The sequence below is a fragment of the Tsuneonella sediminis genome, from assembly GCF_051912845.1.
GTDB classification, from domain to species: Bacteria; Pseudomonadota; Alphaproteobacteria; order Sphingomonadales; family Sphingomonadaceae; genus Tsuneonella; species Tsuneonella sediminis.
Map to the genome: position 1 here is coordinate 628,935 of NZ_JBNCBU010000001.1, position 23,494 is coordinate 652,428.

The following is a 23,494-nucleotide window of genomic DNA, read 5'->3' on the forward strand; positions in this document are numbered from 1 at the left end:
CCGGGATGCTCAACGCCCTGTAAACCAGTACTCGCAAGACCGAATTAACCCTCGGCGCACACCGTCGCTTTCGGACGGGGGCGTCGAGGAGTGAATTGCATGGCGTACCCATATGACAGCACGGTTTCGGCAGCGATCAAGCGCGCCGGACTTCCCAGGTCGCACAAGGTCCACTGGTCCGAGCAGCGCAAGGCCGACGTCGTCCGCGCGGTGCGCGACAAACTGATCACGTTCGACGAAGCGCGCTGGCGCTACCTGCTGAGCCGAAGCGAATTCCGCCAGTGGGAAGAAAAGGTCGACCAGCAGGTCGCGGAAGAGGCCAGGGAAACCGCCTGATCTGTCGTTACCTTCGCGCCGTTCGTGTCGGCGCGTGGAAGTCGGGTGGCTTGTCGGCAACCCATTCGAGGAACTTCGCCAGCGCCGCGTTTTCGAGCAATGCGGCAAGGTCTCCGCCGATGCGCGCGAGCGCCGCGTTGGTGAAGTTGGCATGGATCGCCCGGTGGCAGATCGGATGGACCGGGACCGTATCCCGGCCCTTCTTGGCCTTGGGAACAGTGTGGTGCTGCTGCACCTTGTCTCCCAGCGGACGCCGGCAGAGCCAGCATGTCGAGGGCTCCTCGTTCAGGCTTTTTTCTCCGCCGCTTTCTTCTTTTTCATCGCATCGTGAAAGCGGTCGGCCCAGCCAGGCTTCACCATCTGCTCCGCACGGACCATCCTCAGCTCGCCCGCGACGACATCGCGGCTGACCGCACTGCCGGCCGCCACTATCGCATCGGCGCCGATCCGCACGGGCGCGATCAGCGCGCTGTTGGATCCGATGAAGGCGCGTTCGCCGATCACGGTGCGGTGCTTGAAATAGCCATCGTAGTTGCAGGTGATGGTCCCCGCCCCGATGTTGGCCCCCGCCCCCACCTCGGCATCGCCAAGGTAGGTCAGGTGGCTGGCCTTCGCGCCCTCGCCCAGCACGGCCTTCTTCATCTCCACGAAGTTGCCGACCTTGGCTCCCTTCTCCATCACCGCGCCGGGGCGGAGCCGGGCGAATGGGCCGACCTCGCAGCCCTCGCCTATCGTCGCGCCCTCGATGTGGCAGAAAGCCTTGATTCTCGCCCCGTCAGCCACCTTCACCCCCGGGCCGAAGACCACGTTCGGCTCGACGGTCACGTCGCGGCCGATCTCGGTATCGTAGCTGAAGAACACGGTTTCGGGCGCGCGGAGCGAGGCGCCGTTCGCCATAGCTTCCTCGCGCCGGAATTCCTGCCACTGCACCTCGGCGGCGGCGAGTTCGGCCCGCGAATTGATCCCGCGTACCTCGGCCTCGTCGGTCTCGATGCACGCACTCGCGCGCCCGTCCGCAAGGGCGGTCATCACGATGTCGGGGAGGTAATACTCGCCCGCCGCGTTGTCGTTGCCGATGCGCCCCAGCAGCGTGAACAGGTCCTTTGCGCGCGCCGCGAGCATGCCCGAATTGCACAGGTCGACCGCCCGCTCTTCTTCGGAGGCATCCTTGAATTCGACCATCTTCGCGATCGTTCGACCGTCGTGGGAGATCACCCGTCCGTACGCGGCAGGATCGCCGGCCCGGAATGCCAGCACAACCGCGGGCGGCGCGTCGTCCTCGTGCAGACGGTCGAGCATCCGTCGCATCGTTTCAGGACTTACGAAAGGCACGTCGCCGTAAAGGACGAGGACGTCACCGTCGAAGCCGGCCAGCTGCTCCTCAGCCTGCTGCACGGCGTGGCCGGTGCCCAGCTGAGGCTCTTGCAGCGCGGTCTTCGCACGTCCCGATACCGCAGCCTCGATCTGCTCGCGCCCGCTGCCCACCACGACCACCGTCTCGCGAGGGCCGAGCCGGTCCACGCTTGCCATCAGGTGGTGCAGCATGGGCCGGCCGCCGATCGGGTGAAGCACCTTGTGCAGGTCGCTCTTCATGCGGGTCCCCTTGCCTGCGGCAAGGATGATGGCGGCGAATTCACGTGTGGTGTTCATGGCGGCAGGCCATGCCACCGATTGCTTGCGGTTGGAAGAATCCCCGCTACCGGTGCAGCGCGATGAGGGAATTTGCTTTCGACATCGTCGGGTTCGACCTCGACGGCACGCTGCTCGACACCCACCGCGACCTCGGCGAGGCGGTCAACCACGCGTTGCGGACAGGCGGCTACGACCCCGTCCCGGTCGAGGAGATAGAGGACGCGATCGGCGGTGGAGCGAAAATGATGCTCAGACGGGTCATCGATGCGCGCGGCGGCCTGCCCGACGACGAGTTCCGCCCGCTCTACAAGGAGTTGCTCGCCCACTACGCGGCGAACAACTGCGTTCACACCCGGCCCTATCCGGGTGCGGTCGAGGTGCTTGAGGCGTTGGCCGCTCGCGGCGTGCGGCTCGCGCTTCTGACCAACAAGTTCGAAAGCTTCGCGCGGCAGATCCTCGACACGCTCGACCTTTCGCGCCGGTTCGACCTGATCCTCGGGGGGGACAGCCTTGGCAAGGGACGATCGAAGCCCGCCCCCGACCCGATTATCGAGGCGCGCGAACGGCTCGGCGGGGGCCGGTTCGCCTATGTCGGCGACAGCAGTTACGATGTCATGTCGGCAAGGGCCGCTGGGGTCCCGGTAATCGTGGCAGGCTACGGCTATTGCGACATGCCGCCAGCCGAACTCGGCGGCGATGCCGTGATAGACCGCATCGGCGATTGCATTCGCGCTCTGGAATCCGTCGCTCCGTCGCGCTGAGCCCGTGTGCGGTTGCATCGCGGCGCAATTGGTGCCAACCGCGTGACCTGCTTTACGGGCGCGTAAACCTGCGTGCCGGATCGATTGGAGAAAATTGCCATGACCATTTCGTTCAAGGACAAGGTCGCGATCGTCACGGGCGCTGGCGGGGGCCTGGGCCGAGAGTATGCGCTCGAGCTGGCACGCCGGGGCGCGAAAGTGGTGGTCAACGACCTGGGCGGCGCGCGGGATGGCACCGGCCATTCGGACATGGCGCTCCAGGTCGTCGAAGAAATCGAGAAGTTAGGCGGCGAGGCGATGTCGAACGGCGGCTCGGTGACCGAGTTCGATCAGATGGAAAAGATGGTCGCCGACGCGAAGCAGAAGTGGGGGGGCGTCCACATCCTGATCAACAATGCCGGCGTGCTGCGTGACAAGACCTTTGCCAAGATGAGCCCCGAAGATTTCGAATTCGTGCTCAAGGTCCATCTCACCGGCTCGGCCTTCGTCACCAAGGCGTGCTGGGAACTGATGCGCGAGCAGGCCTACGGCCGCATCCTGATGACCGCTTCGTCGACGGGGCTGTTCGGCAATTTCGGGCAGGCGAACTACGGGGCTGCCAAGCTCGGCCTCGCGGGACTCACCAAGACGCTCCAGCTCGAGGGGGCCAAGTACAACATCAGGGTCAACACGCTCTCGCCGGTCGCGGGTACGCGCATGACCGAGGACCTGTTTCCCGAACAGGCGTTCAAGCTCTTCGCGCCCGAGAACGTCGTCCCGGCAGCACTCTACCTCGTCAGCGAGGATGCGCCGACAAACGCCATCGTGGGCGCCGGCGGCGGCGGTTACCACTCTGCGTGGGTGATGATGAACGACGCCGTCTGGCTGCCGGAGGACGAGCGCACCGTGGAAGGTTTCGCGGCGCACTGGGAGCAGATTTCGGCCCAGGCCAATCTCCATGCTCCCAATTCGGGCGCCGAGCAGTCGGGCGCGATCCTGAAGGCCATGCAGAAGGTCATGGGCGACGGGGGCCCCAGTTCAACACGGGGGTAGTCCTCGTCGGGTCACCTGGAACGAAAACCCCGCGCCGGTGACGCGGGGTTTTTCATACCCGGTCCCTGGATCAGCCTTCGACCGCCTTGACCAGCCGCCGCTCGACAGGCGCGAGGACACCGGCGAGTTCGTGACCGCGCTTGAGGATCTGGCCGTGTTCGCCAAACAGCGTCCACATGCCCTGCCGGTTGCGCAGCGCGGGGCGCTTTTCGATGCGCGCCTGTGGCCGTTCCGCGGTTCGGCGGAAAGCGGCAAAGGCCGCGAAATCCCTTGTAAAATCCATCGCGTAATCACGCCATTCGCCGGCGGCCACCATGCGGCCGTACAGGTCGAGGATGCGCATGAGCTCGTCGCGCTCGAAACCGATCTGGCCGGGGATGCGCGCTGGAAACGGAACGATCGAGCCGCCGCCCGGTCCCCCGACGCTCATCCCGCGCTCATCCGCGCTTGGCCCCGCCGCGGCGTCCAACCGGCTCGGCATCGCTCAGGGCGGCCTTGAGCTCGGAGACTTCTGCGCGCAGCGCGGCAAGCTCGTTCTCGAGCTTCTCGACGCAGTCGCGCCCCGGCGCGCAGGGATCGTCACACGGGGTCCCGTAGGGGAGGAATTCCTTCATCCATTCCTCGGCCGGGACAAGGGTACTGCGCGCCTTCAGGCCGATCATCGTGGCCCCTTCGGGGACATCGTCGGTCACGACCGCATTGGCGCCGATCCGCGCACGCGCGCCCACGGTGATCGGCCCGATTACCTGCGCGCCCGAACCGATGATGACGCCGTCAGCGATCGTCGGGTGCCGTTTGCCGCCCACGCCGTTGGCCGGATTGGTTCCGCCAAGCGTCACGCATTGATAGATGGTGACGTTGTCCCCGATCTCGGCCGTTTCGCCGATGACGGTGAAACCATGATCGATGAACAGGTTCCTGCCGATCCGCGCTCCCGGATGGATGTCGATAGCAGTCAGAAAACGACTGAAATGATTTACGAACCGAGCGAGGAAATAGAGCTTCGCCTCGTACAGCCAGTGCGCCGCCCGGTGCATGCCCAGGGCCAGCACGCCAGGATAGAGCAGGATTTCCCATCGCGAGTGCGGGGCAGGATCTCGCGCGCGCACCGAATCCAGGTAGGCCTTCAGTTCATCAAGCATCTGCCGCGAATCTCCCACCGATCGCGCATCAAAGCAAGCGGGGCTGCTCCGCGCCCTGCACCGCCTCCAGCGCATCGCGCCAGACCGAAAGCGTGGGAGCCGTCTTGCGCTCGAGGCTGAGCCGATCGATCGCCGCCACCACGTTCTCGATCCCGGCGAAGCTGCGTTCGAGCCGCGGGATCAGATAGGTAAGCGCGCCTTCGCCAAGCGCAAGTCCACGCGCTTCGACGTGGGCTTCGATCAGTGCCCCCACCATTTCGTCGTCTGGCACGCCGATCTCGAGGTGGAGCGCCGCACCCAGACGGCTGCGCAAGTCGGGCAGGACTATGTCCCAGGGATCGCGATCGGACACCATCAGCAGCGCCCGGCCGCTTTCCTGCGCGCGGTTCCAGCGGTGAAACAGGTCGGTCTCGTCAACCGCGTCGGCACCATCGATGATCTCGAGGTCGCCCTGTCCCCCTGCCCACCTCGCCAGCAAGGACTTTCCGCTCCGCGGAGGACCGGCGAGGATTGCCGTTCCATAGGGCCATGCAGACGGATCTGACAGCGCATCGATCGCAGCCCGGTTGGCGTTGCCGACGACGATCCGGCCCGGGTCGTCCGCCCGCCGCACGGTCAGCGGCAGGGCGATTTGCCCGGTCACCGGCTGATGGCGAGGCCTGCCCCGGCCTGCCGCACGGTGAACCCACGAGACCGCAGCGCGGCGGCCAACGCGTTGACGTCTCCTGAGAAGCTGACGGTCATCACCGAGGTGCCGCCGATTGCCGTGCTCGTCGCGGCCGCGCCGCGCACTCCCGGCGTCGCGCGGACGGCGGCGAGCGAGGCGTCGAACGCCCCCGCGTTCGGGGTCGCGAACTGGACCGAGAAGCTTGAGACGACCGCCGGTGCCGGCGCTGGCGACGGGGTTTCGCCGGGCGCGGGAGCCGGGGTTGCCTCTACTTCGCGCGCGCGCTCCGCCGCCTCGGCGGCGCGCCCGTACTCGATCAGCCGCTGGAGCGCGGGATCGATCTGGGGAGCACCGAGGTTGAGCGTAGAGTCGGGCTTGAGCCTGCCGTCCTCGAGCGCCGCTTCGTAAATCGCGTTAAACCGCAGCACCGCCCGATCGAGCATGTCGGGCAATGCGTCCTGGTTCCGCGCGGTGAGGGTGAAAGTCTGCAAGAATTCGCTGTCGGGTCCGTAGCGGGCAGTGAACGTGCCTTTCACCGGACCGCCGGGGTACGAGTAGTCCAGGTTGGCGATTGCGATCAGCACGTCCGAAGCACCGAACTGATCGAGAACATTTCGCCACCAGGTCCGGCTGCGCCGCCCGACCTGCCCATAGGTGAGAAGCAGCGAATCGCCGCCCGCGCCGGTCGGGCGCACGTAGTCGATCTTGCTCGCGCCAGGCTGATATTCCGCCCAGGCCCGCTGCCACGGATTGCGGATTTCGTAGACCGTCTGCGTCCCGGCGCTGAAGGTGACGGGAACGAGCAGCAGGGGCGCGGAGTGCTGGACGTTCTCGCCCCGGCCGAGCAGGCCGCCCGCGCGGGCGCGGTCGAACACCACCCCGAGCCGGGCGATGTATCGGCCGGGTCCGAGCTGCTCGCGTTCGATGACGACCGAGGATACCAGCGAATAAAGTTGCCCGTCCGGGATCGCGGGCCCGTCGATCTTCTTCCAGGCGAGCTTCATCGCCTGCCGCCACCCTTCCTCGCGCGCTTCCTCGGCGGTCTTGGCGGTCACGTCCACCTCGATCCCGCCGACCTGAATATCGCCAGAGGCGGCGACCGCCGCGATTCCGCGATCTCCCGCGATCTGGGCGTAGAGGGCCCGACCGCCGAGCACGAGCAGTATGGCCGCAATCAGCCCGGCTGCGACGATGATCGTGACGCGGCGGGGGTCGCGCGGAAGGGACTGGATGGGTGCCATAGGGGAAAACTGGCGGCCTTTTGCCCAAACGGGCATGGAAATCCAAGCGCGAATGCGTCAGGGCGGCGACATGACTTCGAATGGCCCGCCCCCGCGCTCCTACACCTACGAATCCGCAGGGGTCTCGATCGACGCCGGCAATGCACTGGTGCGGGCGATCGGTCCGATGGCGAAGGCGACCGCTCGGCCCGGAGCGACCAGCGATCTTGGCGGCTTCGGCGGATTCTTCGATCCGAAGGCCGCCGGCTACGACGATCCGCTGCTGGTCGCCGCGAACGACGGCGTCGGCACCAAGCTCAAGCTCGCGATCGAGCACGACCGCCATGATACCGTCGGGATCGACCTCGTCGCGATGTGCGTGAACGACCTCGTCGTTCAGGGCGCCGAACCGCTTTTCTTCCTCGACTACTTCGCCACCGGCAAACTCGAGAACGGCATCGCGGAGCGGGTCATCGCGGGCATCGCGGACGGGTGCAAGCAGGCCGGCTGCGCGCTGATCGGCGGCGAGACCGCCGAGATGCCGGGGATGTACGCGGAGGGCGACTACGACCTCGCCGGCTTTTGCGTCGGCGCGGTCGAACGCGGAGAGCAGCTGACCGGCGATCGAGTTGCGCCGGGTCATGTCCTGCTCGGCCTGGCAAGCTCCGGCGTCCACTCGAACGGGTATTCGCTGGTCCGCCGGCTCGCCGAGGACATGGGATGGCGGATGGACCGCCCCGCCCTGTTCGACCCCGAGACGTTGCTCATCGATGCGCTGACCGCTCCCACGCGGATCTACGTCAAGGCCTTGCTGCCACTGGTCCGCGCGGGCCGGATCGATGCGCTGGCGCACATTACCGGCGGCGGCCTGCTCGAAAATGTGCCGCGCGTCCTTCCCGAAGGGACGCACGCGGTGATCGACGCCGACGCATGGGATCAGCCCCGCCTGATGGCGTTCCTGCAGGCGCAGGGGACGATCGAGCCGGGCGAGATGGCCCGCACGTTCAATTGCGGTATCGGAATGGTCCTGGCGGTGCGGTCGGAACTCGCGCGCGAAGTCGCCGCGGATCTCGAGGCAAATGGGGAAACCGTCGCGCGTATCGGCGAAGTCGTCGAGGGGCCGCGCGGTTGTACCGTGCGCGGGTCGGCGGGGACATGGGCGAGCCGCGCGGACTGGGAAGCACGCCACCTCGCCTGAGCTGCGCGGCGGGCTACTCCCGCTTGCCGGGAATCGCGCCGATATCCTCGCCCAGCGTATCGCGCAGGTAGATTTCACGCACCCCGACGAAAGCGACCACCAGCAGCGCCCCGGCAAAGAACACTCCGTAGATCCCGAACACGGCCCCCGCACCCAGGATCGTGAACAGCGTGAGCGCAGGCGGTATATCGACCACCTGCCTGTTCACCACCGGCGTTATCAGCCACGCCTCGACCACCCGAACCGTGACGATAGCCACCAGAGTGTAGGCCAGCACGTCGCTTCCCTGAGCGGCCGCCAGGCCGACCGCCGGCAGCATCGCGACCGCCGGCCCGACGTAGGGGATGAACTCCGCCAATCCGCCGAGCAGGCCGAGCGCAGCCCAGTTTTCCACCCCCGCCAGCCGGAACGACCCGCCGATGAGGATCGCCATTACGGTCATCGTCACGAGTTTCGCCTTCAGCCAGAGCCGCAGCGCGAGCCCCATCCGGTCGAGTGCGCGCTCTACTACCTGGCGGCCGGCGGGAGGGGTCAGCAGTACGGTCGCGCGGATGTAGGGACGCGGGTTGCCCGCGAGGAACAGCGCGCCCACCATGACGATGAGGAAGTTGAGCAGCACTTCCGCCGCCCCGCCCGCCAGCGCACCCAGCCGGTCGGCAATCGCGCTGCCGGCGACGGCCGCCTCTGCCGCGCGGACGATTGCCTCGCCCACCGGGGTCACGCTCACCGTTCGCTCGATCGAGGCGACGATTTCCGGGAGGTTGTCGATCATCGCCGCGACATCGTTGCCGAACTGTACGGCGATCAGCCAGCCCACCATGGCAAACAGAGCGAGCGACAGGAGTATCCCGAAGACAAGCGCCACGGTCCGGTTGCGCACCCCGATCCGCTCGAACAGCCTTCCGGCGCTGCGGAACATGACGGCACCGATGACCGAGCCGAACGCCAGCAGCAGGAGATCGGATGCACGCCAGACGATCAACAGCACCGCTGCAACGAGCACGGTCCAGCCGAGCCGGCGCAGGTACGGTATATCTTCGGAGCGGGGCTTGAGCGGAGGTCCCATCTGCTGGCACAAGCCCCCGTCGGGGTAGTAGGTTCCTCGATGGACTGCGGGAGAATCCGGTTGGCGAAGGCGCGCGTGGCGGTGCTCATATCGGGCAGCGGCACCAACATGGCAGCGCTGCTCTACGCCAGCAGGCGGGCCGGCAGCAGGTACGAGATCGTGCTCGTGGCCAGCAACGATCCCGACGCAGCGGGGCTGGAGCTTGCCCGGGCGGAAGGCGTGCCGACGTTCGCCCTCAGCCACAAGGGCATGGGCCGGACCGCGCACGACGCCGCGATGGATGCCGCGATCCGCGATTCGGGCGCCGGATACGTGGCGCTGGCCGGCTACATGCGCGTCCTCGGCGGCGATTTCGTGCGCGGATGGAAGGATCGCATGCTGAATATCCATCCCTCGCTGCTGCCGAAGTATCGCGGCCTCCATACGCACCGCGCCGCGCTCGACGCAGGGGATAGCCACGCGGGGTGCAGCGTGCACCTAGTTACCGAAGAACTCGACGCCGGCGAAGTGCTTGGCCAGACCCGGGTCGCGGTCTTGCCCGGCGACACCGAAGCGAGCCTCGCCGCGCGGGTGCTGATCGCGGAGCACCAGTTATATTCGCGGGTTCTCGAGGAATACGTGTCGCGCCCGAGCGATCCCAGGTGGCTGCTCGAGCAGGTGCGCGGATTGGCGCTCGACCTGCCCGGAACCCACGAACGCGAAAGCCATGGTTCGCCGGGCTGGCGGGCAGGAAGCGAGAAATCGGGCAAGTTTTTCGCCTATTTCTCGGACCAGCATCACGGCACGCCGCATGTCTCGTTGCTGGTCAAGACTGCCAGCATGGACGAACTCGAAGGCCTCGTCGAAGCGCAGCCGCACGCCTACCACAAGCCCGCCTACTACGGCGCGAGCGGCTGGATCGGGGTAATCCTGAACCGCCCGGATCTCGACTGGAACCACGTGGCCGACTGGCTTCAGCGGAGTTGGCGCACGGTGGCTCCGAAGTCGGTGACCCGGCTGCTCGACATCGCCGACGAGTTCTGATGGCACCACCACGCCCGCACCCCCTGGCGGTCGCGCCCGCCGCACGGCTTGCCGACCGCGCGGTGGCGGCAATCTGGCGCAGCGGGATAGCCCCGAGGCCGCCGCTCGACCCGGACGCCTTGTGGCGGGTCGGCGCGCGCGGTTTCGGCGCAGAGGACGAAGCCGCCGGGCGGAGCGAGGAAGATCGCCGCGACTTCCGCGAACGGCTGGATCGCCTGTGCCGCTCGCTCACCGACGAGGCGCGGCTCAACGCGCTGGGCCACACGATGGCTTATGGACAGCTGACCGGGGCGATACGCAAGCGGCACGCGCTGGGACGCCTGTGGTGCGCCCGCCCGGACCTGGCCACGGCACCGATTGCGCCCCCGATCGTCATTGCCGGCCAGATGCGCAGCGGGACGACGCGCATCCACCGGCTCCTGGCGGCCGATCCGGCATTGGCGGCAACTCGGTTCTGCAACAGCTTCGATCCCGTTCCCGCCCGACCGGACTGGCGACCGCTGAAGGCGGCGTTCGCGCTGGCGGTCGCGCGCAGGATCAACCCCTGGCTCGATACCTTCCATCCTTTCGGCGCCACGCGCGCCGACGAGGAGATCGGCTGGCTGTCGGCCGCACTGTCGCCTTGTGCCTACGAAGCGCAGTGGCACATCCCTTCCTACGTCGCGTGGAGCGAGGCGAGCGACCCCGCACCGGTGTACCGCGAGTTCGCCCGTGTCCTGCGGACCGATGCGGTCGCGATGAGGGACGCCGCCCGCCCGCGCGTGCTGAAATGCCCGCAATACGCGGAGGATTTGCCCGCGCTTCTCGCGCAGTTTCCCGATGCCCGCGTGATCGTCACGTCCCGAGCGAGCGATGCGGTCCTGGACAGCACGGTCTCGATGGTGGCGGGTCAGTCGGCGTTCCAGTCGCGGATGCGCGACGCCGGGGCCATCCGGACCGAATGGCGGCGCAAGCTAGCCTTGCGCGAGAAGCGGCTGGAAAGCGCCCTCGCCGCGCACCGGGGACCGGTGGCCCACGTCTCGTTCGAGGATCTCGATACCGACTGGCGCAGCGCGATCGCAGGCGTGTATGCCCTGCTCGGCCTGGCGCTCCTGCCGGCGGCACGCGAGGCCATGGAGCGCGAACAGCGGATCGCGACCCGCTCTCCCCATCGCGCCCACGCCAGAACGGTCAACCGATTCGCGGACGCATCGGGCTAGGTTTCAATGCCGGTCGACAGGGGGCGCCGACCTCGCCTGACGTCAGGCCGCCGTCGGCGGGGCGCTGGCGCGGTCCGACATGTCCTCGGTCGCCTCGGGCGAATAGGTCCGGTTCATTGCGGGCGGACCGCCTTCGGCCCAGGATTGCCATTCGACGATGAGACCGTTCTCGCAGCGCGCGCGCCACACCGCGCGGCGACGGCCGAAAGCGGACACCGAGCTGTTCGCCCACCCCCGCATCAGCACGAACGGGTCGGCGAAACTGGTCGATTCGACCTCGATCCTGAAACCCGGGTCGGCTTCGAACAGCCGCCGGACACCCACCATGACGGTATCGCGGCCCGAAACGCCTTCACGCCAGCTGTCGATATAGGTGAAATCGTCGCTCACGAGCGAGCGCATCGCATCGACGTCGTGCGCGTTCGTTGCCGCGACGAAGCGCGCGACGAGAGCCTTGCTCTTCTGGCTACGACCCCAGGGCATGGCCGGCGCTGTAACACGCGCGCGCGCGCCATCACCAGCGTAATCGACATTCAGAGGCGGGGACCGGTCCAGCCGGTCCCCGGCAGTGATCAACCGACGATTTCTTCCGGTTTGAAGAAATAATCGATTTCGATCCTGGCGTTTTCTTCCGAGTCGGAGCCATGAACCGAATTGGCTTCGATGCTTTCGGCGAAGGTCTTGCGAATCGTGCCGTCCTCGGCGTCCTTCGGGTTGGTGGCGCCCATGACGTCGCGGTTGCGCTTCACGGCGTCCTCGCCCTCAAGCACCTGCACCACGACGGGACCGCTGGTCATGAATTCGACGAGCTCGCCGAAAAACGGCCGCTCCTTGTGCACCGCGTAGAAGCCTTCCGCCTGCTCGCGGGTCATGTGGATGCGCTTGCTGGCGACGACGCGCAGCCCGGCGTCCTCGAGCATCTTGGTGACGGCGCCGGTCAGGTTGCGGCGCGTGGCATCGGGCTTGATGATCGAGAAGGTGTGGGTAACCGCCATGGGAGGATCCTTGCGAACGGGGTTGGGGGAATTGCGCGCGCCCCTAGCGGCGAGCCGCGCGGGGCGCAAGCGTCAGGCTTTCTTCACCCACTTGCCGCCTTCGACCGCGTAATATTCCCGCTCGATATCCTCGCGGCCGTCGAACAGGCGCCAGATCGCCCTCACCGCCTCCCGTTTACCCTCGTCGAAAAACACCAGGGCGCGCTCGAACCGCTCCGCCTCGTCGCGCCAGACGCCGTCGGCAAGCGCCACGACGTTGGCACCGTTCACCGCGTCGCATCGCGTCGAAAGCAGGATCGGCTGGCGATCCGCGTGTGCGTCCGAGGCCTTTCCGTTGGCGACGAACGCGGCCGGGTTGGTGCTCCACATCGCCGCGCTCAACCGGTCGAGGTCAGCCTCGTCGCCCGAAACGACGAGCACGCGCTGGCCCTTGGCCATCGCGCCACGCATGATGACGGGGAGCACCTGGTCGACCGGGCGCTCCCCCGACAGGTAGAAGCTCAGCTGCTTCAGATCAGCTCTCCAGTACGTCGCGCACGTAGCGGTCGATCAGCCGGACCCCGTAACCGGTCGCTCCCTTGCCCCAGGTCGCGCCGGGTTTTGCCGCCCAGACCATGCCGGCGATGTCGCAATGCGCCCATGCCCGCCCCTTGTCGACAAAGCGCTGGAGGAACTGCGCCGCGGTGATCGAGCCGCCTTCTCGCGGACCGATGTTCTGCATGTCGGCGATCTGCGAATCGAGCAGCTTGTCGTAGGCCGGGCCGAGCGGCATGCGCCACAGTTTGTCGCCGCTTTCGCGTCCGGCTTTCAACAGCGCATCGGCAAGCGCGTCGTCGTTGGAGAACAGCCCGGCATGCTCGGTCCCGAGGCTGATCAGGATCGCTCCGGTCAGCGTGGCGAAATCGACGATCGCGGCCGGATCGTACTCCTTCTGCACCCAGGTGATCGCGTCGCAGAGCACCAGCCGTCCCTCGGCATCGGTGTTGAGCACCTCAACGGTCTGGCCGCTCATCGTGGTGACGACGTCGCCAGGGCGCATCGCCTTGCCGTCGGGCATGTTCTCGACGAGGCCCATGACCGCCACGACATTGGCCTTCGCCTTGCGCTTGGCGAGCGCGAGCATGGCGCCCGCGACCGCGCCCGCGCCGCCCATGTCCCACTTCATGTCGCCCATGCCCGGGCCCGGCTTCAGGCTGATGCCGCCGGTATCGAACGTGACGCCCTTTCCGACGATCGCGGTAGGCTTCTCTCCGTCAGCCCCGCCGTTCCATTCGACTGCGAGCAGGCGCGAGGGACGCTCGGACCCCTGTCCGACCCCCAGCAGCGCCCCCATGCCAAGTTTTGTCATCTCGTCGACGTCGAGCACGCGGACCTTCAGTCCGGCCTCCTCGAACGGAGCCTTCACTCGTTCGACGAACGATTCGGGATAGATCACGTTGGCAGGCTCGGTCACGAGTTCCCGGGTCAACTCGACCCCGTCGGCGACAGCGGCCGCATCGGTCCACGCGGCCTCGGCGCCATCAGCGGCGCCGACGGCTACGACCTTGCGAAGGGTGACTTTCTGTTCGTCCTTCATCGTCGTGCGGTAGCGGTCGTAGCGCCAGGTGCGCAGGCGAACGCCCATCAGTACGGCGGCAGCCTCTTCGGCCGACAACTCGCCGAACTCGATCGCGAGTTCCTCCGAACCCGAACACGCGTATCTCGCCGCAAGTCCCGCTCCGGCTTTCTCGAGGTTGGCGAGGCGCCCCTCGTCGCCCGCCTCACCCGCTCCGGCGAGCGCCACGCGAACCACTTCGCCCTCACGCTCGGCGAAACCGTCGAAAACCTGCCCCGCGCGTCCCTTGAAGCGGGCCGACCGCGCGCCCTCGGCGATGGGCCGCTCGAGATCGCCCGGCAGCGCATCCTGGTCGACGATACGGGCGACAATTGCCGCACCGGCGGGAATGGAATCGGCGAAGGTGATCTGCATGGAAACTCCGGCAAATTGTGTTCGTCCCGGCAACTGCGCGTCCTGGCGCGCGCCGGGTCAGGATGGCGATTGCGATTAGGCGGCAGTGCTGCGATAGGCAAGCAATGCTCCCCGCTTCGATCGGAACGCAGCAAGCCCCGGCCCGCCGCTTGCGCGCCTTGGGTCGCGGTAGCACCGCGAGCCTCTGGGCATTGACGCTTGCCTTGCTGGCCGTGCCCGCGTTCGCGCAGGACGGACCCGCGCCCGGCATGGGCACGACCGACCAGCCCGAGGGCGCGCCGCCCGACCTCACGACCCCGATGCCGCCGATCGACGCCGCGTCTCTGCCGCCCGCTCCCACGAACGACCGGCAGATCAACTTCGAAGCCAACACCGTCGCCTACAACTCCGACGAAGACACCGTCACCGCGAGCGGCAACGTCGTGCTGCGCAGCGAAGACCGGTCGGTTCGGGCAGACGAAGTCACCTGGAGTCGCTCGACCGGGCAGATCGTCGCGACCGGCAACGTCCGTTTCGTGGACGAGGACGGCAACCAGCTTTACACCAGCCGTATCGAACTCACCGACGAGTTCGAGGCCGGGGCGATGGAAGACCTTCTGCTTTCGCTGCGCGAAGGCGGCCGCCTGGCCGCGGCCAACGGCAAGCGGCTGGCCGATGGCACGATCGAACTGACGAGGGCCGCCTACACCGGCTGCGAGGTGGTCGACCGCGCGGGATGCCCACGCGAGCCTAGTTGGCGGATCACCGCCGACCGGGTGACCTATTCGCCCGAAGAGAAACGGGTCCGCTTCCAGGGCGCCTACCTGGAAATCTTCGGGGCGCGGCTGATCCCCCTTCCCGGGCTGGCCGTGCGCACGGACGGCCGCCCGGTGTCGGGCTTCCTCATCCCCGACATCCAGTATTCCCGCAACAACGGGCTCGAGCTGTCGGGCTCCTATTACCTCAATCTTGCGCCGAACAGGGATCTCACTCTCAGCGGCTACGCATTCACCGGCGCGCCCCCGATGGTGTCAGGCCAGTGGCGTCACCTGACCGACCTCGGCGCCTACCAGGTGACCGGCTACATGACCTACAGCCGGCGACTCGATCCCTTCGGCGGCGCGCCCAGCGGCGACAACCGGTTTCGCGGCTATCTGTTCGCCAACGGAAAGTTTCAGTTCGACCCCAACTGGAGCCTCACCTTCTCGGCCCGCCGGACGAGCGACCGGACGTTTCTGCGTCGTTACGACATCAGCCGCGACGACCGCCTGCGCTCGATCGCGGAGATCGAGCGCATCGACCAGGATTCGTATCTCGTGATCGCGGGCTACGCGACGCAGACGCTGCGGCTGGGCGTGCCCCAGGGCCAGGTTCCGGTCGCGCTGCCGCTGGTCGACTATCGCCGCAGGATCGACACGCCGTTCCTGGGCGGAGGCAAGCTGGAACTCCATGCCAATTCGCTGGCGCTGTTCCGAAGCGAGGGGCAGGACACCCAGCGCGCCTTCCTCGGTGCCAAGTGGGACCTGAAGCAGGTGACCGGCTGGGGCCAGCTGCTGACCCTGACCGGACTGGTGCGCGGCGACGTCTATCATTCGGACGAGAACGGACTGACCGCCACGGCCATCTATCGCGGGAACCCCGGCTGGGAGACGCGCGGCGTCGCCCTCGCCGCCGCCGATCTCGAATGGCCGCTTGTCGGTCCCGCATTCGGCGGCACGCAGGTGCTGACACCGCGCGTGCAGATCGTGGTCACTCCCCCGATCCGCAACCTCGCGGTGCCGAACGAGGATGCCCGCGCAATCGACCTCGAGGATTCGAACCTCTTCTCGCTCAATCGCTTTCCCGGCTATGACCGGATCGAGGACGGGCCGAGTATCACCTACGGGGTGGACTGGAAATTGCGGCGAACCAACTGGCGGATCTCGACCACGGTCGGGCAGTCGGTCAGGCTCAACAACCGCGATACCATCCTTCCAGACGGAACCGGCCTGAGCGAGCGGGTGTCCGATTTCGTCGGCCGGACCGAGGTGCGCTATCAGGATTTTGTCAAGTTCACGCACCGCTTCCGTCTCGACAAGGACAGCCTCGCGGTGCGCCGAAACGAAATCGACGCGACCGTGGGATCGAGCCGGACATACCTCGAGATGGGTTACCTGCGGCTCAACCGCGATATTGCGCCGACGATCGAGGATCTGGGCGACCGCGAGGAACTCCGGCTCGCGGGCCGGGTCGCTTTCGCCCGCTACTGGTCGCTGTTCGGCTCGGGCGTGTTCAACCTGACCGACCGCAGCGAGGATCCGACCCTTGCCTCCGACGGGTTCGATCCCATTCGCACGCGCATAGGTGTCGCCTACCAGGACGACTGCCTCGAACTGGGCGCGACCTGGCGCCGCGACTACCTCGACCAGGGCGACGCGCGGCGCGGGAATACCTTCCAATTCTACTTCGCTCTTAGGAACCTGGGCTTCCGTTGACGCAAGTCCGGTTGGCAGGCGAAGATCAAACGGCTAACGCCCGCGCACTCAGCTTGGGTTAAGCCGTTCTGGCCCACCCGCCCGGGCATCATCGGGCGCCTTTTCCGGGCGTCGACGTAAACGGACCGACGCGTGATCGAACGAACACTTTCCAAGCTTGTCAGCGGTTTGGCGGCTGCCGGCCTCGTCATCTCCCCCCTCGCCGCTTCGGCGCAGGAGACGCAGGAGGCAGGCGGGCTCAACCTGCCCAGGACCGTGTCCGTTCTCGGCCAGAACGATCCCAACCTGCGCAAGCCCACCGCGGTCGTCAACGGGCAGATCATCACCGGGACCGATGTCGACCAGCGCGCCGCCTTGGTGCTCGCGGCATCGAAGAGCGAGATCGCGGGCGACGAACTCCAGCGGCTCCGCACCCAGGTTCTGCGCAACCTGATCGACGAGACGCTGCAGATCCAGGAGGCCAAGGCCCAGGAGATCGAGGTCAGTCAGGCGGAGGTCGACCAGACCTATGCCCGTGTGGCGGCGCAGAACTTCGGCCAGAACGTCCAGGCGATGGACGATTACCTCAACCGGGTCGGTTCGTCCCCGGCCTCGCTGAAGCGGCAGATCCTCGGCGAGCTTTCCTGGCAACGCCTCCTGCGGCGCAACGTCGCGCCGTTCGTGAACGTGTCGGCCGAGGAGGTGAACGAGATGATGGCCCGGCTCGAGGCGAGCCGCGGCACCGAGGAATATCGTCTCGGCGAAATCTGGATGGCGGCGACGCCCGAGAACCGGGAACAGGTTCTCGAGAACATCGACAGGATCATGGAACAGCTCCGCCAGGGCGGCACGTTCGTCGGTTATGCCCGCCAGTTCTCCCAGTCCTCGACCGCCGCGGCGGGCGGCGACCTCGGGTTCGTCCGGCTCGAGATGCTGCCGAGCGAGCTTGCGGTGGCCGCGCGCCAGATGCAGGTCGGCCAGCTGGTCGGACCGATCGAGAATTCGGGCGGATTCTCGATCCTCGCGCTGATCGACAAGCGGGCAGTCCTCATGGCCGACCCCCGTGATGCCGTTCTCAGCCTCAAGCAGATCTCGCTCGAGTTTGCCCCCGGTACCTCCGAGGCCGAGGCGCAGAGCGGCCTGCAGAAGTTCGTCAACGGTCTGGGCCAGATGCGCGGGTGCGGCAGCGCCGACGAAGTCGCCGCGTCGATGGGCGCCCGGGTCGCAAGCAGCGACGGCATCGTTCTGCGGTCGCTTCCCGAACAGATCCAGGCGATGCTGCTCGATTTGCAGATCGGACAGACGACTCCGCCCTTCGGCGGGCTGGAAGAAGGTGTCAGCGTCCTGATGCTCTGCGGCCGCGATGACCCGCAGGAAGCGGGCGCGCCGAGCTTCGACGAGCTCATGTCCCAGCTCGAGGACGACCGTATCAACAAGCGCGCGCAGCGGTACCTGCGCGACCTGCGCAACGACGCGGTGATCGAATACAACTGACGGCGGGCATTCCGTTCGTCCCGGTGGGGGACTGAGAGTGGCGGCAGACCGGCCGATTGTACCGCTGGCGGTTTCGCTGGGCGATCCCGCGGGGGTCGGGCCGGAGCTGATTGTCGAGGCCTGGGCGCAGCGGTCCCGCCTTCAGATACCTGCGTTCACTGTGGTCGGCGGGAGCCGCCTTCTCGCTCCGGCGGCCCGCTCACGCGGGCTCGACGTGCCCATCGAGCCGGTCGCCTCGCCTGCCGAGGCGCTCTTGGTGTTCGAGCGTGCGCTGCCGGTGCTTGGCGGCCTCGACGGCGTGTGGCGGCCGGGCGAACCCGATCGCGATGGGGCCGCGCTCGCGCTCGCGAGCCTTGAACAGGCCACGGAACTTACCGTGCGCGGGGAGGCTTCCGCGCTCGTGACCGGTCCGATCGCCAAGGCCCTATTGGCCGAGGTGGGTTTCCGTCACCCGGGACAGACCGAATTCGTCGCGCACGCCTGCGGTATCGCGGCGCAGGACGCGGTCATGATGCTAGCGGGCCCGCGTTTGCGCACGATCCCGCTCACCGTTCACGTCGCGCTTGGAAGGGTGCCCGCGCTCCTATCGGTCGATCTTATCCGCAGGCGCGCGGCGATCGCCGCGGATGCGCTCTCGCGCGATTTCGGTATCGACAGGCCGCGGATCGCGATTGCTGCGCTTAATCCCCACGCCGGCGAGGGCTGCAGGTTCGGGGACGAGGAAGCCCGCATCATCGCCCCCGCGATCGCGGCGCTGCGCGAAGACGGCATCGATGCCAGCGGGCCGCACCCGGCCGACGCCCTCTTCGCGCCCCATCAGCGGGAAAGCTTCGATGCAGCCTTGTGCATGTATCACGACCAGGCGCTGATCCCGCTCAAGGCGCTCGACTTCGATAATGGTGTCAACGTCACGCTTGGCCTCCCCATCGTGCGTACGAGCCCCGACCATGGCACCGCCTTCGCCATTGCAGGCACAGGCCGCGCGAACCCTGGTGCGACGATCGCCGCGATGCGCATGGCCGGCGAGTGCGCCGCCAGGCGGTTCCGGGATGCCTGATCTGCCCCCGCTGCGCGAGGTCGTGGCCCGTCATGGCCTGTCCGCCAGCAAGGCGCTGGGTCAGAACTTTCTGTTCGACGAGCAACTGCTCGACCGGATCGCCGCGATCCCCGGCGACCTGGCGGACCGGGCGGTGCTCGAAATCGGGCCTGGTCCCGGGGGGCTGACGCGGGCGCTGCTGCGGGCGGGTGCGCGCGTGACGGCGGTCGAGATGGACCGGCGCTGCCTGCCCGCCCTCGCCGAACTCGAGACCGCTTTTCCGGCCAGGCTGCGGACCGTGGAGGGCGACGCGATGAAGCTCGACCACGATGCGCTCATGGGCGAGCGCTACGCGGTCGTCGCCAACCTGCCCTACAACGTCGGCACCGCTCTGTTCACCCGCTGGCTGTCGGGAGAACCCTGGCCGCCCCGTTGGACGAGCCTGACGCTGATGTTCCAGCAGGAGGTCGCCCAGCGCGTGGTCGCCAGGCCCGACACGAGCGCCTACGGCCGCCTCGCGGTGCTTTCGCAATGGCGCTGCACCGCCAGCCTCGCCATGAAGGTCCATCGCAGCGCGTTCACCCCGCCCCCCAAGGTGATGAGCGCGATCGTCCACATCGAACCCGGCGCGATGCCGGATGGCGTCTCTGCCCGAAAGCTCGAGCGCTTGACCGAGGCCGCCTTCGGTCAGCGGCGCAAGATGCTCCGCCAGAGCATGAAATCCGTGCCAGGGGCGCTGGACGCGCTCGACACCCTGGGTATCGACCCGCAGCGGCGGGCCGAAACGTTGAGCATCCACGAATTCGTCTCGGTGGCGCGGGCCCTCAGCTAGCCTTGGCGCGCTGGCGCCATTCGTGCAGCAGCGGTTCGGTGTAGCCGGACGGCTGACCGGTCCCCTTGAAGACGAGGTCCATGGCCGCGCGAAAGGCGGGGCCGTCCTCGTTCCCGACGAGCGGCACGTAGCCCGGATCGCCCGCATTCTGCCCATCGACCTTGGCGGCCATGCGGCGCAACGAATCCATCACCTGTTCGCGCGTGCAGACGCCGTGGAGCAGCCAGTTGGCCATGTGCTGGCTGCTGATCCGCAGCGTCGCGCGGTCTTCCATCAAGCCGACGTCGTGAATGTCGGGGACCTTCGAGCAGCCCACTCCCTGGTCGATCCAGCGAACGACATAGCCCAGGAGACCCTGGGCGTTGTTGTCGAGTTCCTCGCGCACTTCGTCCTCGGACCAGTTCGCTCCTTGCGCCAGCGGGATCGTCAGCAGCGCATCGAGGCCGGGCGCATCGCCCAATTCCTTCTGACGCTCGAACACATCGAGCGCATGGTAGTGGGTGGCGTGCAGTGTTGCGGCCGTCGGCGACGGGACCCAGGCCGTGTTCGCGCCCGCCTTCAGGTGGCCGATTTTCTGCTCCAACATGTCGGCCATCATGTCCGGTGCCGCCCACATCCCCTTGCCGATCTGCGCCCTGCCCGAGAGCCCGTGCCTCAGACCGATGGCGACGTTGCGCGCCTCGTAGGCGGTGAGCCAGTCGGAAGCCTTCATCTCCGCCTTGCGGATCATCGGCCCGGCCTGCATCGACGTATGGATCTCGTCCCCCGTGCGGTCGAGGAAGCCGGTGTTGATGAAGACGATGCGATCCTTCACCGCGTGGATGCACGCGGCAAGGTTCGCGCTGGTGCGCCGTTCCTCGTCCATCACGCCCACCTTGATCGTGTGCCGGTCCAGCCCCAGCAGGTCCTCGACTGCGTCGAACAGGTCGTTGGTGAACGCGCATTCCTCGGGACCGTGCTGCTTCGGCTTCACGATGTAGATGCTGCCTGTCCGGCTGTTGCGCCAACGGCCGATGCCGCGGACATCGTGGGCGCCGATGGCGCTCGTGATGACTGCGTCCATGATGCCTTCGGGCGCCTCGCTGCCGTCAGGCAGCCGGATCGCGGGGTTGGTCATCAGGTGTCCGACATTGCGCACGAACAGCAAGCTGCGCCCGGGCAGGACGGTCCCGCCGGCCGTCACGTCGTCCGCCAGGCGGCGGGTGACCTGCCGACCTCCTTTTTCGAACGTCTCGCTAAGGTCCCCACGGATCACGCCGAGCCAGTTGCGGTACGCGGCGAGCTTGTCCCCGGCGTCGACCGCGGCGACCGAATCCTCCAGGTCGACGATCGTCGTCAGCGCGCTTTCGAGCACGACGTCCGAGATACCCGCCCGGTCGTCCTGGCCAACCGGACTGGCAGAATCGAACACGACCTCGATGTGCAGGCCGTGGTTGACGAACATCTTTCCGCGCCGTGTATCGCCGACGAACTGACCGGGATCGGCCAGTTTGATCGCATCTGGCCCCGACAGTCCTGCCCAGTTCCCTTCGGCCAAGGGAATCGCGCTGTCGAGGAATTCCCGCACCCGGGCGATCACCGCGTCGCCCCGCGCCTTGTCATACCCGCCAGCCTTCGGTGCGGGAGCATCGAGCGCATCGGTACCGTAATAGGCGTCGTACAGGCTGCCCCATCGCGCGTTGGCCGCGTTCAGAAGAAAGCGGGCGTTGAGGACCGGCACGACCAGCTGCGGACCCGCCATCGTCGCGATTTCGGCATCGACGTTGCGGGTGCCGATCGTAAAGTGTCCCGGATCGGGAACGAGATAGCCAATGTCATCCAGAAATGCGCGATAGGCCGCCGCATCGTGCGGAAGTCCCTGTCGTCGCCTGTGCCAGTCGTCGATCTGCTCCTGCAGGGTTTCGCGCTTGTCCAGCAGTGCGCGATTGCGCGGCGCAAAGTCATCGAGGAGGCTTGCGAACGACTGCCAGAACCCGGCCGCGTCCTGGCCCAGCGGGGCCAGCACCTCGTCCTCGACGAAGCCCGCGAGCGCGGCGTCAATGATCAGTCCTGCCTTGGTAACGGTATCGCTCACTGCTTCCCTCGCGTGGTTATCGCGCACACCGACTGGAATCGGCACGCGCCGTCAATAGCCTGTCGTCCGGGGAGGAAGCGAGCAGCGCCTATGACCAAAGTGCGCGGTGAAGGCAACAGGACGCTGACCGATAAGGCCGGGGTTGGACAGCCACGAACGGCGCGCTAGGAGCGGTTGCAGATGAAACTTGCGCCAGACCAGTTCACCGCCGCGATCGACGGGCCTGCGATGCTGGCAACCGTGCGCGAATGGGGCGCGGTCAACACCGGGACCGCCAATCTGGAAGGACTGGCGCGGCAGGCCGCTCTGCTCGCCGATGCCTTTTCGGTGCTCCCGGGCGACATCGAGATGGTGGAGCCGGCCGCGGTGACCGTGATGTCCGCAGGGGGGCAGGAGGAGGGCAAGGAGCACGGGAAGCACCTGGTCCTGCGCGTACGCCCCGACGCAGAGCGCCGCGTCCTGCTGACCGGGCACATGGACACGGTGTTCCCCGCCGACCACCCGTTCCAGGACCAGTCCTGGCTTGACGACGACACGCTGAACGGTCCTGGCCTCGCGGACATGAAAGGCGGCCTCGCGGTTATCCTGTACGCGCTGAAGTTGCTCGAGAGCACGCGGGCCGGCCAGTCGCTCGGCTACGACGTCATGATCAATTCCGACGAGGAAACCGGCTCCCTGTCGTCCGCCGCGCTGATTGCCGATCTTGCACGGGGCAAGTTCGCAGCCCTGACATACGAGCCGAGCGCGCTGCCTGACGGCACTCTCGCGCACGCACGCGGCGGGTCGGGCAACTACTCGATCGTCGTTTCCGGAAAGTCCGCCCACGCAGGTCGCAACCCGCAGGACGGTCGTAACGCGATCGTCGCAGCGGCCGACCTCGCGGTCCGCCTGAAGGCAATGGGACACGATACCCTGTCGGTGAACCCGGCAAGGATCGAAGGCGGGTCGGCGAACAACGTCGTCCCCGACCATGCCGTCCTGCGGTTCAACATCCGCCCGCGATCGACCGAAGCGGCCGATACGTTCGAGCGCGATCTCGAACGGTTGCTTTCCGAGATCGAGAACCTGCACGAAGTGTCCCTCCGCCGGCATGGCGGGATCACCCGTCCGCCCAAGCCCGTCGATGCCCGGGCCCAGAAACTGTTCGACCTGGTACGGCAGTGCGGCGTGGAGCTCGGTCAGGAAATCGGCTGGAAGGCGACCGGCGGCGTATGCGACGGAAACAACATTGCCGCGTGCGGGGTGCCCGTGGTCGACACGATGGGCGTGCGCGGCGGGGCGATCCACTCGCCCGACGAATTCATGATCGTATCTTCCCTCGCCGAGCGTGCCGCGCTGTCGGCGCTGGTCCTTGCCCGCATCGCCGCCGGAGAACGGATTTGAGCT

23 protein-coding genes are annotated in these 23,494 nt (G+C 67.2%); 11 read left to right on the forward strand and 12 right to left on the reverse strand.

Features of this window, described 5'->3' with window-relative positions:
- The first annotated feature begins 99 nt into the window (after nucleotides 1–99).
- On the forward strand, nucleotides 100–336 hold the full coding sequence (locus ACPV3N_RS03165; protein ID WP_440114531.1) for a DUF1153 domain-containing protein: 237 nt from the start codon (nucleotides 100–102) through the stop codon (nucleotides 334–336).
- Nucleotides 337–343: 7 nt separating this feature from the next.
- Here the strand turns inward: ACPV3N_RS03165 and ACPV3N_RS03170 are convergent, their stop codons facing one another.
- Nucleotides 344–571 (reverse strand): hypothetical protein, encoded by a 228-nt coding sequence (locus tag ACPV3N_RS03170; RefSeq protein WP_440114534.1) that lies wholly within the window; start codon nucleotides 569–571, stop codon nucleotides 344–346.
- A 50-nt stretch (nucleotides 572–621) separates the two neighbouring features.
- Nucleotides 622–1,986, reverse strand: a complete 1,365-nt coding sequence (gene glmU, locus ACPV3N_RS03175; RefSeq protein ID WP_440114537.1) for a bifunctional UDP-N-acetylglucosamine diphosphorylase/glucosamine-1-phosphate N-acetyltransferase GlmU — start codon at nucleotides 1,984–1,986, stop codon at nucleotides 622–624.
- 62 nt (nucleotides 1,987–2,048) lie between these two features.
- On the opposite strand from glmU, the gene ACPV3N_RS03180 reads away from it, so the two are divergent.
- Nucleotides 2,049–2,729, forward strand: a complete 681-nt coding sequence (locus tag ACPV3N_RS03180; RefSeq protein WP_440114539.1) for an HAD-IA family hydrolase — start codon at nucleotides 2,049–2,051, stop codon at nucleotides 2,727–2,729.
- 99 nt (nucleotides 2,730–2,828) lie between these two features.
- Nucleotides 2,829–3,761: an SDR family NAD(P)-dependent oxidoreductase gene (locus tag ACPV3N_RS03185; RefSeq protein WP_440114542.1), complete on the forward strand. Its 933-nt coding sequence runs from the start codon at nucleotides 2,829–2,831 to the stop codon at nucleotides 3,759–3,761.
- 70 nt (nucleotides 3,762–3,831) lie between these two features.
- Here ACPV3N_RS03185 and ACPV3N_RS03190 read toward each other — a convergent pair whose 3' ends face one another.
- The 4 genes from ACPV3N_RS03190 to ACPV3N_RS03205 are packed head-to-tail and all read right to left on the reverse strand — an operon-like array spanning nucleotide 3,832 to nucleotide 6,811.
- Complete coding sequence (locus ACPV3N_RS03190) at nucleotides 3,832–4,191, reverse strand: DUF2794 domain-containing protein (protein ID WP_440114544.1); 360 nt, start codon at nucleotides 4,189–4,191, stop codon at nucleotides 3,832–3,834.
- A 7-nt stretch (nucleotides 4,192–4,198) separates the two neighbouring features.
- The gene (gene epsC, locus ACPV3N_RS03195; protein ID WP_440114547.1) at nucleotides 4,199–4,903 is read right to left on the reverse strand and encodes a serine O-acetyltransferase EpsC; all 705 of its coding nucleotides are present in this window, start codon (nucleotides 4,901–4,903) and stop codon (nucleotides 4,199–4,201) included.
- Between the two features lie 28 nt (nucleotides 4,904–4,931).
- Complete coding sequence (locus ACPV3N_RS03200) at nucleotides 4,932–5,546, reverse strand: P-loop NTPase family protein (RefSeq protein ID WP_440114550.1); 615 nt, start codon at nucleotides 5,544–5,546, stop codon at nucleotides 4,932–4,934.
- Nucleotides 5,543–6,811 carry a heavy-metal-associated domain-containing protein gene (locus ACPV3N_RS03205; RefSeq protein WP_440114553.1) on the reverse strand — a complete coding sequence of 423 codons (1,269 nt, stop codon included), beginning with the start codon at nucleotides 6,809–6,811 and terminating at the stop codon, nucleotides 5,543–5,545. Before ACPV3N_RS03205 ends, ACPV3N_RS03200 begins: the two co-directional genes overlap by 4 nt.
- Nucleotides 6,812–6,881: 70 nt before the next feature.
- Between ACPV3N_RS03205 and purM the strand changes: the two genes are divergently transcribed.
- Nucleotides 6,882–7,988, forward strand: coding sequence for a phosphoribosylformylglycinamidine cyclo-ligase (purM, locus tag ACPV3N_RS03210; RefSeq protein ID WP_440114556.1), 1,107 nt, complete (start codon nucleotides 6,882–6,884; stop codon nucleotides 7,986–7,988).
- Between the two features lie 13 nt (nucleotides 7,989–8,001).
- Here the strand turns inward: purM and ACPV3N_RS03215 are convergent, their stop codons facing one another.
- Nucleotides 8,002–9,054, reverse strand: a complete 1,053-nt coding sequence (locus tag ACPV3N_RS03215) for an AI-2E family transporter (RefSeq protein ID WP_440114559.1) — start codon at nucleotides 9,052–9,054, stop codon at nucleotides 8,002–8,004.
- Between the two features lie 60 nt (nucleotides 9,055–9,114).
- Between ACPV3N_RS03215 and purN the strand changes: the two genes are divergently transcribed.
- Entirely contained in the window at nucleotides 9,115–10,077 is a 963-nt protein-coding gene (gene purN, locus ACPV3N_RS03220; protein WP_440114562.1) for a phosphoribosylglycinamide formyltransferase, read from the forward strand.
- A complete protein-coding gene (locus ACPV3N_RS03225) occupies nucleotides 10,077–11,276 on the forward strand; it encodes a sulfotransferase (RefSeq protein ID WP_440114565.1) in 1,200 nt (399 codons plus the stop codon). Before purN ends, ACPV3N_RS03225 begins: the two co-directional genes overlap by 1 nt.
- A gap of 42 nt (nucleotides 11,277–11,318) precedes the next feature.
- Here the strand turns inward: ACPV3N_RS03225 and ACPV3N_RS03230 are convergent, their stop codons facing one another.
- From ACPV3N_RS03230 to ACPV3N_RS03245, 4 genes are all read right to left on the reverse strand, one after another.
- The gene (locus ACPV3N_RS03230) at nucleotides 11,319–11,759 is read right to left on the reverse strand and encodes a nuclear transport factor 2 family protein (RefSeq protein ID WP_440114568.1); all 441 of its coding nucleotides are present in this window, start codon (nucleotides 11,757–11,759) and stop codon (nucleotides 11,319–11,321) included.
- An 89-nt stretch (nucleotides 11,760–11,848) separates the two neighbouring features.
- Complete coding sequence (gene ndk / locus ACPV3N_RS03235; RefSeq protein WP_440114571.1) at nucleotides 11,849–12,271, reverse strand: nucleoside-diphosphate kinase; 423 nt, start codon at nucleotides 12,269–12,271, stop codon at nucleotides 11,849–11,851.
- A gap of 72 nt (nucleotides 12,272–12,343) precedes the next feature.
- On the reverse strand, nucleotides 12,344–12,784 hold the full coding sequence (locus tag ACPV3N_RS03240) for a DNA polymerase III subunit chi (protein ID WP_440117419.1): 441 nt from the start codon (nucleotides 12,782–12,784) through the stop codon (nucleotides 12,344–12,346).
- 1 nt (nucleotide 12,785) lies between these two features.
- A complete protein-coding gene (locus ACPV3N_RS03245; RefSeq protein WP_440114574.1) occupies nucleotides 12,786–14,240 on the reverse strand; it encodes a leucyl aminopeptidase in 1,455 nt (484 codons plus the stop codon).
- Nucleotides 14,241–14,344: 104 nt separating this feature from the next.
- On the opposite strand from ACPV3N_RS03245, the gene ACPV3N_RS03250 reads away from it, so the two are divergent.
- From ACPV3N_RS03250 to rsmA, 4 genes are all read left to right on the forward strand, one after another.
- Nucleotides 14,345–16,693, forward strand: a complete 2,349-nt coding sequence (locus tag ACPV3N_RS03250) for an LPS-assembly protein LptD (RefSeq protein WP_440114577.1) — start codon at nucleotides 14,345–14,347, stop codon at nucleotides 16,691–16,693.
- Between the two features lie 132 nt (nucleotides 16,694–16,825).
- Complete coding sequence (locus tag ACPV3N_RS03255; protein ID WP_440114579.1) at nucleotides 16,826–18,166, forward strand: peptidylprolyl isomerase; 1,341 nt, start codon at nucleotides 16,826–16,828, stop codon at nucleotides 18,164–18,166.
- A 37-nt stretch (nucleotides 18,167–18,203) separates the two neighbouring features.
- A complete protein-coding gene (pdxA, locus tag ACPV3N_RS03260) occupies nucleotides 18,204–19,223 on the forward strand; it encodes a 4-hydroxythreonine-4-phosphate dehydrogenase PdxA (protein ID WP_440114582.1) in 1,020 nt (339 codons plus the stop codon).
- A complete protein-coding gene (gene rsmA / locus ACPV3N_RS03265; protein WP_440114585.1) occupies nucleotides 19,216–20,034 on the forward strand; it encodes a 16S rRNA (adenine(1518)-N(6)/adenine(1519)-N(6))-dimethyltransferase RsmA in 819 nt (272 codons plus the stop codon). The genes pdxA and rsmA overlap by 8 nt, the downstream gene beginning before the upstream one ends.
- On the opposite strand, the gene ACPV3N_RS03270 is transcribed toward rsmA, so the two are convergent.
- Nucleotides 20,027–22,108 (reverse strand): malate synthase G, encoded by a 2,082-nt coding sequence (locus ACPV3N_RS03270; protein ID WP_440114588.1) that lies wholly within the window; start codon nucleotides 22,106–22,108, stop codon nucleotides 20,027–20,029. The genes rsmA and ACPV3N_RS03270 overlap by 8 nt on opposite strands.
- A 180-nt stretch (nucleotides 22,109–22,288) precedes the next feature.
- Here ACPV3N_RS03270 and ACPV3N_RS03275 point away from each other — a divergent pair, with 180 nt between their 5' ends.
- Nucleotides 22,289–23,491, forward strand: coding sequence for a hydrolase (locus tag ACPV3N_RS03275; protein WP_440114591.1), 1,203 nt, complete (start codon nucleotides 22,289–22,291; stop codon nucleotides 23,489–23,491).
- The last annotated feature ends 3 nt before the right edge of the window (nucleotides 23,492–23,494 follow it).

Bases quoted from the DNA above. Each gene is read 5' to 3' on its own strand.
- ACPV3N_RS03250 (WP_440114577.1), top strand. From the start codon at position 14,345: ATGCTCCCCGCTTCGATCGGAACGCAGCAAGCCCCGGCCCGCCGCTTG.
- ACPV3N_RS03190 (WP_440114544.1), bottom strand. From the start codon at position 4,191: ATGAGCGTCGGGGGACCGGGCGGCGGCTCGATCGTTCCGTTTCCAGCG.
- ACPV3N_RS03165 (WP_440114531.1), top strand. From the start codon at position 100: ATGGCGTACCCATATGACAGCACGGTTTCGGCAGCGATCAAGCGCGCC.
- epsC (WP_440114547.1), bottom strand. From the start codon at position 4,903: ATGCTTGATGAACTGAAGGCCTACCTGGATTCGGTGCGCGCGCGAGAT.
- ACPV3N_RS03205 (WP_440114553.1), bottom strand. From the start codon at position 6,811: ATGGCACCCATCCAGTCCCTTCCGCGCGACCCCCGCCGCGTCACGATC.
- ACPV3N_RS03180 (WP_440114539.1), top strand. From the start codon at position 2,049: ATGAGGGAATTTGCTTTCGACATCGTCGGGTTCGACCTCGACGGCACG.
- ACPV3N_RS03215 (WP_440114559.1), bottom strand. From the start codon at position 9,054: ATGGGACCTCCGCTCAAGCCCCGCTCCGAAGATATACCGTACCTGCGC.
- ACPV3N_RS03275 (WP_440114591.1), top strand. From the start codon at position 22,289: ATGAAACTTGCGCCAGACCAGTTCACCGCCGCGATCGACGGGCCTGCG.
- ACPV3N_RS03245 (WP_440114574.1), bottom strand. From the start codon at position 14,240: ATGCAGATCACCTTCGCCGATTCCATTCCCGCCGGTGCGGCAATTGTC.
- ACPV3N_RS03230 (WP_440114568.1), bottom strand. From the start codon at position 11,759: ATGCCCTGGGGTCGTAGCCAGAAGAGCAAGGCTCTCGTCGCGCGCTTC.
- ndk (WP_440114571.1), bottom strand. From the start codon at position 12,271: ATGGCGGTTACCCACACCTTCTCGATCATCAAGCCCGATGCCACGCGC.
- ACPV3N_RS03185 (WP_440114542.1), top strand. From the start codon at position 2,829: ATGACCATTTCGTTCAAGGACAAGGTCGCGATCGTCACGGGCGCTGGC.
- purM (WP_440114556.1), top strand. From the start codon at position 6,882: ATGACTTCGAATGGCCCGCCCCCGCGCTCCTACACCTACGAATCCGCA.
- ACPV3N_RS03225 (WP_440114565.1), top strand. From the start codon at position 10,077: ATGGCACCACCACGCCCGCACCCCCTGGCGGTCGCGCCCGCCGCACGG.
- glmU (WP_440114537.1), bottom strand. From the start codon at position 1,986: ATGAACACCACACGTGAATTCGCCGCCATCATCCTTGCCGCAGGCAAG.
- rsmA (WP_440114585.1), top strand. From the start codon at position 19,216: ATGCCTGATCTGCCCCCGCTGCGCGAGGTCGTGGCCCGTCATGGCCTG.